At 71.1% G+C, this 12,126-nt stretch carries 10 protein-coding genes; 8 read left to right on the top strand and 2 right to left on the bottom strand.

Annotated features, from left to right (window positions below; all coding sequences use genetic code 11):
- Window positions 1-768: 768 nt before the first annotated feature.
- Window positions 769-1,995, bottom strand: a complete 1,227-nt coding sequence (locus QMG73_RS39490; RefSeq protein WP_281904263.1) for an MFS transporter — start codon at window positions 1,993-1,995, stop codon at window positions 769-771.
- A gap of 177 nt (window positions 1,996-2,172) precedes the next feature.
- Between QMG73_RS39490 and QMG73_RS39495 the strand changes: the two genes are divergently transcribed.
- The 3 genes from QMG73_RS39495 (at window position 2,173) to QMG73_RS39505 (ending at window position 5,127) form a co-directional block, all read left to right on the top strand.
- Window positions 2,173-3,645 carry a M20/M25/M40 family metallo-hydrolase gene (locus tag QMG73_RS39495; RefSeq protein WP_407676916.1) on the top strand — a complete coding sequence of 491 codons (1,473 nt, stop codon included), beginning with the start codon at window positions 2,173-2,175 and terminating at the stop codon, window positions 3,643-3,645.
- Between the two features lie 68 nt (window positions 3,646-3,713).
- Entirely contained in the window at window positions 3,714-3,899 is a 186-nt protein-coding gene (locus tag QMG73_RS39500) for a hypothetical protein (protein WP_281904265.1), read from the top strand.
- 13 nt (window positions 3,900-3,912) lie between these two features.
- Window positions 3,913-5,127: an MFS transporter gene (locus QMG73_RS39505; protein ID WP_281904266.1), complete on the top strand. Its 1,215-nt coding sequence runs from the start codon at window positions 3,913-3,915 to the stop codon at window positions 5,125-5,127.
- Here QMG73_RS39505 and QMG73_RS39510 read toward each other — a convergent pair.
- Complete coding sequence (locus QMG73_RS39510) at window positions 5,053-6,294, bottom strand: hypothetical protein (RefSeq protein ID WP_281904268.1); 1,242 nt, start codon at window positions 6,292-6,294, stop codon at window positions 5,053-5,055. The genes QMG73_RS39505 and QMG73_RS39510 overlap by 75 nt on opposite strands.
- 101 nt (window positions 6,295-6,395) lie before the next feature.
- Between QMG73_RS39510 and QMG73_RS39515 the strand changes: the two genes are divergently transcribed.
- The 5 genes from QMG73_RS39515 to QMG73_RS39535 all read left to right on the top strand — a co-directional run bounded on the left by QMG73_RS39515 (window position 6,396) and on the right by QMG73_RS39535 (window position 11,698).
- Window positions 6,396-7,601: a PP2C family protein-serine/threonine phosphatase gene (locus tag QMG73_RS39515; protein WP_281904269.1), complete on the top strand. Its 1,206-nt coding sequence runs from the start codon at window positions 6,396-6,398 to the stop codon at window positions 7,599-7,601.
- A 60-nt stretch (window positions 7,602-7,661) separates the two neighbouring features.
- On the top strand, window positions 7,662-9,101 hold the full coding sequence (gene argG, locus QMG73_RS39520; protein WP_281904271.1) for an argininosuccinate synthase: 1,440 nt from the start codon (window positions 7,662-7,664) through the stop codon (window positions 9,099-9,101).
- Window positions 9,102-9,265: 164 nt separating this feature from the next.
- Window positions 9,266-9,802, top strand: coding sequence for an NADPH-dependent FMN reductase (locus QMG73_RS39525; RefSeq protein ID WP_281904272.1), 537 nt, complete (start codon window positions 9,266-9,268; stop codon window positions 9,800-9,802).
- Window positions 9,803-9,872: 70 nt separating this feature from the next.
- The gene (locus QMG73_RS39530) at window positions 9,873-10,859 is read left to right on the top strand and encodes an ATP-binding cassette domain-containing protein (RefSeq protein ID WP_281904273.1); all 987 of its coding nucleotides are present in this window, start codon (window positions 9,873-9,875) and stop codon (window positions 10,857-10,859) included.
- Complete coding sequence (locus tag QMG73_RS39535) at window positions 10,856-11,698, top strand: ABC transporter permease (RefSeq protein ID WP_281904274.1); 843 nt, start codon at window positions 10,856-10,858, stop codon at window positions 11,696-11,698. Before QMG73_RS39530 ends, QMG73_RS39535 begins: the two co-directional genes overlap by 4 nt.
- The last annotated feature ends 428 nt before the right edge of the window (window positions 11,699-12,126 follow it).

Here is a 12,126-nt window from a genome sequence, read left to right on the forward strand (position 1 = left end):
GGCGTGCGAGCGCTGCGCCGGCCCTGCGTGCGAGCGCTGCGCCGGCCCTGCGGGCGGGCGTTGCGCCGGCCCTGCGGGCGAGCGCTGCGCCGGCCGTGCGCGCGGATGCAGCGCCGGCCGTGCGCGCGGATGCTGCGCGGGCGGACGGGCGTCGTGCGGGCCCTGCGCGTGGGCGTCGCGCCGGCCCTGCGGGCGGGTGCCGATCAAGGGCGATCGTGTGGATCAAGGGCGAATGCACGCGGAAATGCGATCGAATCACGTGCGCTCGCCCTTGATCGGCGTGCGGGGCGTGGCGACACGCCGTGCCGGGCTGGCCTGGGGGCGGATGTACGCGGAGAAGAGATCCAACCACGTGCATACGCCCTTGATCGGCGGCCAGGGCGTGGCGACACGCCGTCACGGACGGGCAGCAGCGCCCTGGGAGGACAGGCGCGGGCTGGTCTGCCCTCTTTCACCCACCTGCGGGTGGCCCGAAGGGGCCAGGGGCTCCTTGATCGGCGGGGAAGGCGCGCAGCGCCGCCGCGTCCGGCACGGGTAAGGGCGCCGGCCCGCGCGCGGACGTGGCGCCGGCCCGCGCGCGGACGCCGCGCCGTGCGGGCGGTCGCCGATCAAGGGCGATCGTGTGGATCAAGGGCGAATGCACGCGGAAACGCGATCGAATCACGTGCGTTTGCCCTTGATCGGCGGAGAAGGCGCGCAGCCGCGCGGAGAAGGCGCGCAGCCGCGCGCCGGGAGCGCGCGCCCCGCCTGCGCGGCGCGCGGCGGGGGCTAGCGGACTTTTCGGATGGGGGTTGCCAGGGTGGCGGTGGCGACGGCCAGGACGCCCGCGCCGGCGACCGCGAACGTCAGCCGGGTGCCGTGGTGCTGGGCGAGCCAGGTGAACGCCGCCGCGCCGACGCCGCCCAGCGAGAAGTGGATCGTCCAGAACGCCGACGTGACGCGCCCGAGCAGGTGTTCGGGCGTGACCTCCTGGCGCAGCGTCATCGAGCATATGCCGCCGATGCTCAGGCAGCCGAAGTACACGACCATCAGCGCACCGACCTCCGCGACCCGGCCGGTCACGCTGAGCGCCGCGATCGCCGCGCCGCAGAGCGCGCCCGTCCCGATCCAGCATGCGCCGAAGCCGAGCCGGCGGCGCAGCCATGGTACGGCCAGTGAGCCGGTCACGGTGCCCGCGGCGCCGACCGTGAGGACCAGGCCGATCGTGCCGTCGGGCTGATCCAAGTCGTGCCGGAGGTGGTAGATGACGACGTCGTCGATGCCGTACGTAAGCAGGATGAACGCGGTCAGCAGCACGGTCAGCGGCCGCAGGACCGGATGGCGGAGCAGGAAGCGGGCGCCGGCGAGCAGGTCGTCCCACGGACGGGTGCGGTCGCCCTCCGCGCGCGTGCGCGCCGGAAGGCGTACCAGGAGAAGCAACGCGGCGGAGAGGCCGAAGCTGCCGGCGTCGACGGCGATCGCGCCCGCTGGTCCGATCCAGCCCGACACCGCGCCGGCCAGCGCCGGGCCGGCGACGGACGCCAGCGCCGTACCAGCGTAGAGCCGGCCGTTGGCCCGCGTCAGGTTGGAGGTTGGTACGAGGCTGCGCACCGCGGTCACCGCCGCGACCTGAAAGACCATCCCGACCGCTGAGGCCAGCGGGAGCACGACGAAAAGTAGCCAGATTGGCGGGTGCGGTGTCAGCCAGACGATCGGGATTATCGCGAAGAGCAACATCCGGGCAATGTCGGAGCCGATCAGGAGCAATCGTCGGTTCATTCGGTCGACCAGGACCCCCGCGAAGATCCCGGCGATCACCGCGGTGGTGCCCGCGATACCGGTCAGCAGGCCAGCGGTCGCGACCGAGCCGGTGGCGTCGAGCACCAGCAGCGGCACGGCCAGGTGCGTGAAGGTGTCGCCGAGTACCGACAGCATCTGCGACGCCCAGAACGCGTTGAAGCCGCGATTGCGCCACAACGATCCGGGCTCGGCCGGTTCCCCCGTGTTGATCACCATTGCCCCGAGGCTATCGCACTGATCGCGAACACTATTCACATGCGTCTCTGTGTCCCCTATTCTGCGGGCGCCGGCAATCCCGGTATCGCCTGTTCGAAGGAGTACGGCGTGAGACTGACCCTTCTCCCACCGCGCGCTTCCCGCCGCCGAGCGACGGCCCGTACCTACCTAGGGGCCCTGGCCGGCATCGCGGTGCTGGTCGCGCCGGCCGCGGCCAGCGCCGCACCGGCGGACGCGTCGCGGGCACCGGCGAGCGTCGTCGCCCTGGCGGCGCCCGACATCTCGCTCGCCAACCAGAAGGCGCACATGCAGCAGTTCCAGGCCATCGCGAACGCCAACGGCGGTAACCGTAGATCTACCACCGCCGGATACACCGCGTCCGTCACGTACGTCTTCGACAAGCTGGCGGCGGCGGGGTACTCGGTGGTGCGGCAGAACTGCACCTCGGGTTGCACGAGCGGCGCCGGCCCCAACGTGATCGCCGACTGGCCCGGCGGGGACCCCAACCAGGTGTACATCCTCGGCGCGCACCTCGACAGCGTGACCGCCGGCCCGGGCATCAACGACAACGCTTCCGGCTCGGCGACCGTACTCGAAATCGCACTGACCCTCGCGGCGCAGAAGCCCTCGCTGCTCGCGCACGTCCGCTTCGCGTTCTGGACCGACGAGGAGCAGGGACTCAACGGCTCGGAGTTCTACGCCAACAGCCTGCCCGCGGCCGAGCGTGCCCGCATCAAGGGTTACTTCAACTTCGACATGGTCGGCTCGATCAACGGCGGCTACTTCATCAACCGCATCACCTCCGGGCTCGGGCAGACACTGAAGGCGTACTACGACTCGATCGGCGTGCAGACCGAGGAGAACACCGAGGGCGCGGGCCGATCGGACGACGCGTCCTTCAACGCGATCGGGGTGCAGACCTCGGGTGTCGCCGCGGGCGCCAGTCGGGTCAAGACCGCGGCGCAGGTGGCGAAGTGGGGCGGCACCGCGACCGCGTTCGACCCCTGCTACCACCGTGCCTGTGACACGTACCCGAGCAACGTCAGCGACACCGTCGTCGACCGTGCCGGCGACGCGGCGGCGTACGCGCTGTGGACGCTCGCGACCGGCACGCCGCCGATCGTGGTGTGGTCCGACGACCTCGAATCCGCCACCGGCTGGACGGTCAACCCGAGCGGCACCGACACCGCCACCCTGGGCGCGTGGGAGCGCGGCGACCCCGAGCAGACCACGTCCAGCGGCACCAAGCAGCTCGGCACCACCACGTCGGGCGTCAACGGCCTGGTCACCGGCCGGCTCGCCGGCTCCGGCGCGGGCAGCTACGACGTCGACGGCGGGGTGACGAGCGTGCGCTCGCCGGCGATCACCGTGCCGGCGAACGCCAGCCTGTCGATGTCGTGGTACCTGGCGCACGGCTCCAATTCGTCCAGCGCCGACTTCTTCCGCGTCTCGGTCGTCCACAGTGGTGGGTCCACAGTGCTCTTCACTCAGGCGGGCGCGGCCAGCAACCGGGACGCCGCTTGGGGAACCGGCTCGTGGAGCCTCGCCGCGTACTCGGGGCAGTCGGTGCGGGTGCTGATCGAGGCGGCCGACGCGAGCACCGCCAGCCTTGTCGAAGCCGGCGTCGACGACGTCCGGGTCACCGCGTAAATGTCACCGTGTAAATAGGGAGCGTCAAAGCCGTTGAGCCCGCAGCGGCGGTGCGGCAGGATCGGCTGATGGATCTTGTCGCACCGCTGGCCGCCGCGCAGGTGCTCATCGAGACCGCGTTCTACCTGACCCTCGCGGCCGCGGTGGGCCGGGCCGGCGCCTGGTTCCGGGGGCCGAGGATCCGCCGCCTCGAAGCGGTGAGCGGCACCGTGCTCGTCGCCCTCGGCCTGCGCCTGGCCACCACGACGCGCTAGGAGGCCGAACATCATGGTGGTCTCGACGCGGCGTGCCAACGGCGCGCTCGCGGCCCTGGCGGTGGCGACCTTCGTCTACGTCACGACCGAGGTGCTGCCGATCGGCCTGCTCACCGTGATGGCCGCCGACCTCGGGCGGTCGCCGTCGGAGATCGGGTTGCTGGTGACCGGGTACGCGGTCGTGGTCGTGCTGGTGTCGCTGCCGTTGACCCGCCTCACCCAGCGGGTGCCGCGCCGGCTGCTGCTCACCGTGACGCTCGGTGTGTTCGTTCTCGGTGCGATTCTGACCGCACTGGCGAGCAATTACTGGGTTCTGCTCGGAGCGCGGCTGGTCATCGCGGTGACGCAAGCGCTGTTCTGGTCGGTCGTCGCCGCCGCCGCGACCGGCCTGTTCCCGCCGGAGGTGCGCGGCCGGGCGGTCGGCCGGCTGGCGATGGGCACCTCGCTGGCGCCGGTGCTCGGCATCCCGGCCGGCACCTGGCTGGGGCAGCAGGCCGGGTGGCGGGTCGCGTTCCTGGTCATGGCGGCCGCCGGGCTGGCCACCTGCGTGGCGATCGCGGTGCTGGTGCCGACGATCGCGCCGGGCGAGGGCGGTGCGGCGCGCGGCAGCCAGCCGGACGGGCGGCGGTTCGCCATCCTCGTCGTCGCCGCCGGGCTGGGCGTGACCGGCGCGCTGACCGCGTACACGTACGTGACGCCCTTCGTGCTCGACGTCACCGGGTTCGAGCCGTCGGCGCTCGGGCCGTTGCTGCTGGTCACCGGTGTGTCGGGCGCGGTTGGCGCGGTGGCGGTCGGCCGGCACCTGGATCGCCGTCCGTGGGCGGCGGTGACCGTACCGCTCGGTGCGATCGCCGCGGCGCTCGCGATCATGTGGGCCGCCGGCACCGTCCCGGCGGCGGTGGTCGGAGCGCTCGCGATCTACGGGGTCTCGTTCAGCGCGATGGCGGCCGCCATCCAGAACCGGACGCTCCGGATCGCGCCCGGCAGCACCGACATCGCCAGCGCCGGCATCAGTACGGCGTTCAACGCGGGCATCGCCGGTGGGTCGCTGCTCGGCGGCGTACTGGTGGACACCGCCGGCCTCCGCAGCGTCGCGCTGGTGGGTGCGCTGCTGGTCGCCGCCGCGGTGGCGGCCCTGCTCGGCGAGCGCCTGCTACTTCCGGCGGATCCGGTACTCCAGCACGAGAAACGGCAGGCCGAACAGCGCGAAGGCGTGCTCGGCCCGTAGCTCGCCACCCTCGGCCCACACGTCGAGCCGCTCGGCGAACCCGTGTACGGCCAGGGTGGTCAGCTCGCCGCTGTCGGAGTCCACATAGGTCAGATAGTGCCCGGTCTGGTCCTGGTCGCCGCGGCTGTCCAGCACCAGGCCGCCGCCGGGGCGTGCGGTGGGCGCGAGCGTCGCGGTGAAGCTGCCCTCCGGCACCGGGAAGCCCACGCTGACGTACCCGTGCCCGTCGCGCCGATAGGTGGTGTAGATGCCGACGTAGATCGGTTCGTCGGTGTCCACAAAGGATCGGATCCAGCCGCGCACGCTCACCACGCCACCGGGCGCGTCGCTGATCGTGTCGATGCGGCTGCGCACGCCGCGCTGCGCCTCGCGCTGGTTCATCGGCACGCTCGCCTGTCCCAGCGGGCGCGCCACGAGACCGCGGTAGAGCAGGTAGCCGGGGCGTACCCACAGCCGCCAGTGCGGCACGATGTCGAGCGCGAACCGGGTCGTGTGCTCGTAGAACTCGCGGACCAGCGGGTCGACGCCACCGGGGTCGAAGCCGGGCCCCGCCAGCTCGTCCAGCGACGCCACGATGCCCACGTCGGCCGCGTCCGGCTGGTAGTGGCCGCCGAGCACGCCGGCCAGCTCCTTGACGTACCCGGTGCCGACGTACGAGGTGCGCGCGGCCAGCGGTACGACGAAGGGGAGCCGCTCCGGCGGTACCGCCTCGGCGAGGAGCTCGACCTGCGCGTCGCGGAACAGGAGCGCGGCGAGCGACCGGAAGGCCACGACGGCCGCCGCGGCGGCGACGGCGGCCGGCGCCGACGGCCAGGCCGCCCAGAACACCAGCCCGGCGGCGAGGCCGACGGCGGGCCCGAGCGCCACCTTCTGCGGGCGGATGCCGAGCGCGCCGGCGACGGTACCGCCGGCGAGCGCGACCACGAGCGGCCCGGCGCCGGTCAGCGCGCCCAGTGCCCAGCCGAGCGGCGCCGCGACCGCGCCGCTGGCAAGGATGCGCGACCACAGCGGCGGTATCTCGTCCGGCTTCTGCCGTGAGCGGGCGACGGCCTCGGCCACCGCGAGCACGGCGCCCCCGGCGATCGCACCGACCAGGATCGCCCAACCGCCCCAGCCCGCTCCGACGCTGGTGCCCGCGATCGCTCCGAGAAGCGCCGCGACATGCACTGAGCCATGTTTCCCGTCCGCCCTCGCCACGGCCGAGAATGTACTCGTTAGATGTGACCCGCTCGTGACCCGCTCCGTGCCCCGCCCGATAGGCTCATGCGGTGATCAGATCGGGCGGTTCGGGTAGCGATGAGCAGTTGCGTCGCATCGAGGCCGTTACCGACGCCGCGCTTTCCCAGCTGCGTTCCGAGGATCTGCTGGACGCGCTCCTGGAGCGGGCGTGCGATCTGATGGGCGTCGATACGGCGGTGGTCCTGCTGCTCGACGTGCACGCCCAGCAGTTGGTCGCGACCGCCGCGAAGGGCCTCGAGGTGGAGGTCGAGCAGGAGTTCCGGCTCGCGGTGGGGCGCGGGTTCGCCGGCCGGGTGGCCCGCGACCGGCAGCCGGTGATCATCCCGGACCTGTCGGTGGCCGACATCGCCAACCCGCTGCTCCGGGAGAAGGGCCTGTCGTCGATGCTCGGCGTGCCGATGCTCGCCGCCGGCGAACTGGTCGGTGTACTGCACGTGGGTTCGCTGACGCCCCGAGAGTTCACCGACGACGACATCCATCTGCTGCAGCTCGTCGCTGAGCGCGCGACCCTGGCGGCGCAGGTCCGTTCCAGTGAGATCGACCGGATGGCGGCCCTCGCGCTGCAGCGCAGCCTGCTGCCCAGCCGGCTGCCGGCGGTGCCCGGGCTCGACCTGGCCGCGCGGTACCAGCCGGGCCACGACACCGGCGTCGGCGGCGACTGGTACGACGTCTTCCACCTGCCGTCCGGCTGGCTCGGCGTGGTGATCGGCGACGTGTCCGGCCACGGCCTGCCGTCCGCCGTGGTCATGGGACGGCTGCGGAGCGCGCTGCGGGCGTACTCGCTGGAGTGCGAGAGCCCGGCGGACGCCCTCGCGCGGCTGGATCGCAAGATCCACCACTTCGAGGCGGGCAGCCTGGCTACCGCCCTCTACGGCATGATCAGCCCCGATCGCGAGCAGATGGTGATCTCGCTCGCGGGGCACCCGCCGCCGGTGCTCGCGGCACCCGACCGCGACGCGGCGATGGTCGCGGTGCCGACCGACCTGCCGCTCGGCACCGGCCGGTCGGAGCCGCGGCGCTCCACCACGATCGACCTGCCTGCCGGGTCCGTGCTGGTCTGCTACACCGACGGCCTGGTCGAGCGGCGCGGCGAGTTCATCGACGAGGGCCTCGAACGGCTGCGGCGGACGGTGGAGCCGGCGCCCGCCGATGTCGTCTGCGCGAACGTGATCTCGGTGGTGGCCAGCGACAAGCCGACCGACGACGTGGCGCTGCTCGCGATCCGCAGGACGTAGCGCGCGGCACACCCGGGGTGGCTTGCATCGTCATGCGGTCGAGCGCATATACTTCTGACCGTGTCCAAGGTGCTTACCTCCCTGCCTGTCGGTGAACGTGTCGGCATCGCCTTCTCCGGCGGTCTCGACACGTCGGTTGCGGTCGCGTGGATGCGCGAGAAGGGTGCCGTGCCGTGCACCTACACCGCTGACATCGGCCAGTACGACGAGCCCGACATCGCGTCGGTGCCCGGCCGCGCCACCGCGTACGGTGCCGAGGTCGCGCGCCTGGTCGACTGCCGCGCCGCCCTCGTGGAGGAGGGCCTCGCGGCCCTCTCGTGCGGGGCGTTCCACGTGCGGTCCGGCGGCCGCGCCTACTTCAACACCACGCCGCTCGGGCGCGCGGTCACCGGCACGCTGCTGGTTCGCGCCATGCTGGAGGATCGGGTACAGATCTGGGGCGACGGCTCCACCTTCAAGGGCAACGACATCGAGCGCTTCTACCGGTACGGCCTTCTCGCCAACCCGTCGCTGCGGATCTACAAGCCGTGGCTCGACGCCGACTTCGTCACCGAGCTCGGCGGCCGCACCGAGATGTCGGAGTGGCTGCTCGCCCGCGACCTGCCCTACCGCGACAGCACCGAAAAGGCGTACTCCACGGACGCGAACATCTGGGGCGCCACCCACGAGGCGAAGTCGCTCGAGCACCTCGACACCGGCATCGAGATCGTCCAGCCGATCATGGGCGTGCGGTTCTGGGACCAGGACGTCGAGATCGCCCCGGAAGACGTCACGATCGGCTTCGAGCAGGGCCGGCCGGTGACGATCAACGGCAAGGAGTTCGCGTCGGCGGTCGACCTGGTACTGGAGGCCAACGCGATCGGTGGCCGGCACGGCATCGGCATGTCCGACCAGATCGAAAACCGGATCATCGAGGCCAAGAGTCGGGGCATTTACGAGGCGCCGGGCATGGCATTGCTCCACGCGGCCTACGAGCGGTTGGTCAACGCGATCCACAACGAGGACACGCTCGCCAGCTACCACAGCGAGGGCCGGCGGCTCGGCCGGCTGCTGTACGAGGGGCGCTGGCTCGACCCGCAGGCGCTGATGCTGCGCGAGTCGCTGCAGCGCTGGGTGGGTGCGGCGATCACCGGCGAGGTGACGCTGCGGCTGCGGCGCGGCGAGGACTACTCGATCCTCGACACCACCGGTCCCGCGTTCAGCTACCACCCGGACAAACTGTCGATGGAGCGCACCGAGGACTCCGCGTTCGGCCCGGTCGACCGGATCGGCCAGCTCACCATGCGCAACCTCGACATCGCCGACTCGCGGGCGAAGCTGGAGCAGTACGCCGGGCTCGGCATCGTCGGGCCGCGGCTGATCAGCGCCGCTCCGACCTCGCGCACTGAGCTGATCGGTGCGATGCCCGAGGGCGGTGCCGAGGCGATCGCCTCGCGCGGCGAGGGCACCGCCGACGAGGAGCTGCTCGACAACGCCGCCATGGAAGCCGGCACCGACTAACCTTCCCCGCCCGACCTTCTCCACGTGATCAGGGCGTCCCTCACGTCGTAAGAGCGACCTGAGGGACGCCCTGATCATTTGTGGGATCTCGCCGCCGCCAGATGCCCGCTAGATCGGATCTCGCAGCCCGTCTCGCGCCTTCCAGGTGTGAGGAGGTGGAGCCGGTGGCAGCACTACGCGTCGCGGTGATCATCGGTAGCACCCGGGAAGGGCGGGCGGCCGACACGGTGGCCGGCTGGTTCCTGGCGCGCGCCGGCCGGCTCGACGGGGTCGAACTGGCCGTCGTCGACCTCGTCGACTACGAGCTGCCGTCCCGGTACCCGGCGGAACCGACTCCGGCGATGGCCGCGCTCGCCGCGAGCATCGGGCGTGCGGACGCCTTCGTGGTCATGACGCCGGAGTACAACCGTAGCTTTCCGGCGTCGCTCAAGCAGGCGATCGACTGCGCCTACGACGAGTGGCGGGCCAAGGCGGTCGGCTTCGTGTCGTACGGCAGCGGGTCCGACGGCTCGCACGCCGTCGGGCAGCTGCGGGGCGTCTTCACCGAGCTGCACGCCGTGACGGTGCGTGACGAGGTGCGGGTCGATTTGATGCGGCCGCTGCCCGACGAGGCACGGGCCGTCACCACCATGCTCAACCAGCTCATCTGGTGGGGCGAGGCGCTGCGGGACGCCCGCGCCGCCCGTCCTTATGTGTCTTGAGCGGCAAGAAAATGACGGAGTGTCTTGAGCGGCAAGAAAATGACGGAGTGTCCTGAGGGGGAGAAAAAGAATGACAGAGTTCGCTATCGAGACGAACGGTCTCGTCAAGACGTTCGGTGACACCAGAGCCGTCGACGGCATCGACCTGGCCGTACCGGCCGGCGCGGTGTACGGGGTGCTGGGCCCGAACGGCGCCGGCAAGACCACGGCGGTCAGGATGCTGGCCACCCTGTTGCGGCCGGACTCCGGCGGCGCCCGGGTGTTCGGCCGCGACCTGATCCGCGAGGCCGACGCGGTGCGGAGCATGGTGAGCCTGACCGGGCAGTACGCCTCGGTCGACGAGGACCTCACCGGCATCGAGAACCTCGTATTGCTCGGCCGATTGCTCGGACATCGCAAGGCGGCCGCACGCGAGCGCGGGGCTCGATTGCTCGAGGCATTCGGGCTGACCGAGGCGGCGGGCAAGCAGGTCAAGAACTACTCCGGCGGCATGCGCCGGCGGCTGGACATCGCCGCCAGCATCCTGAACACGCCCAAGCTGCTGTTCCTGGACGAGCCCACCACCGGGCTCGACCCGCGCAGCCGCAACCAGGTGTGGGACATCGTGCGCGCCGTCGTCGCGCACGGCACGACCGTCCTGCTCACCACGCAGTACCTGGACGAGGCGGACCGCCTCGCGAGCCGGATCGCGGTGATCGACCACGGCAAGGTCATCGCCGAGGGCACGCCGGGTGAGCTGAAGTCGTCGGTCGGTCGCGGTGCGATCCACGTGCGATTGCGCGACGCCGATCAGCGCAATAAGGCGGAATGGGTGCTGTCGGAGGCGCTCTCCGCCCCGGTGCAATTGGACGCCGACCCCGTAGCACTGACCGCGCGCATTTCGGGGCACGAGACGGAGCGCGGCGCGGCCGAGCAGGCGTCGCGGGCACTGGTGGCGCTCGCCGAGGCCGGCATCACGGTCGACGACTTCTCCCTCGGCCAGCCCAGCCTGGACGAGGTCTTCCTGGCACTGACCGACAAGCCCGCCACCACTGACGATGAGGAGATTTCGGCATGACCACCGCGACCGAGGCACCGAGCACGTACACCTTCTCGCCCGAGACCCTCAGCGCGGTCCTCGCGCCGGGGTCCAATCCACCGCGACCGAGCGCGCTGTCCTCGTCGGTGACGTTCGGCTGGCGGGCGATGCTGAAGATCAAGCACGTGCCCGAGCAGCTCTTCGACGTCACCGCGTTCCCGATCATGATGACGCTGATGTTCACGTACCTGTTCGGGGGCGCCCTGGCCGGCTCGACGACCGAGTACCTCCAGTTCGTGCTGCCCGGCATCATGGTGATGAGCGTCGTGATGATCACCATGTACACCGGGATCGCCGTCAACACGGACATCCAGAAGGGCGTGTTCGACCGGTTCCGCACGCTGCCGATCTGGCGACCGTCCACGATGGTCGGTTACCTGCTCGGTGACGCGTTCCGGTACACGATGGCATCGACGGTCATCCTGCTGGTCGGCCTGGTTCTGGGCTTCCGGCCAGACGGCGGCGTGGTCGGCGTCCTGGCCGGCATCGGCGTACTGGTGGCGTTCTCGTTCGCGTTCTCGTGGCTGTGGACGATGTTCGGGCTGCTGCTGCGCACCGAGAAGTCCGTGATGGGCGTCAGCATGATGGTGCTGTTTCCGCTGACGTTCCTCAGCAACGTGTTCGTCGACCCGAGCACGATGCCGGGCTGGCTGCAGGCGTTCGTCGACGTCAACCCGATCTCGCATCTGGTGGCGGCGGTGCGGGCGCTGATGGATGGTGGCTGGGACGGCCGTGCGATGACCTGGGTGGTCGCGTCCGGTGTGTTGTTCACGGCGGTCTTCGGCGCCCTGACGATGCGCCTGTACAACCGCAAGTAGCCCGCCGCGCCCCCGCGCCGCCTCCGCGCGCTGCGCCGCCTCTCTCGCCGATCAAGGGCAAACGCACGTGGTTGGATCTCTTTTCCGCGTGCGTTTGCCCTTGATCGACGGGAATGTCCTTGATCGTCGTGCCGTGTGCCGTGTGCCGTGTGCCGTGTGCCGTGTGCCGTGTGCCGTGTGCCGCGCGCCGTGTGCCGCGCGTCGTCGTCGCCGGGACTAGCCGTCGGGTTTGAGGGGTTGGCGGCGGTGTGTCGCCCGGGCCCTGCGTGCCGATCAAGGGCAATCGCATGGATCAAGGGCGTATGCACGCGGAAAAGAGATCCAACCACGTGCATTTGGCTCTCCTGTCTGATGTGTGGGTCAGGTGGGAGAGTTGCGGCCGGGTAGTGGGGTTTGGTAGCCGCCGAGGTGTAGGCGGGTGAGGGCGA

The organism is Phytohabitans aurantiacus (assembly GCF_027923225.1).
Lineage (GTDB): Bacteria > Actinomycetota > Actinomycetes > Mycobacteriales > Micromonosporaceae > Phytohabitans > Phytohabitans aurantiacus.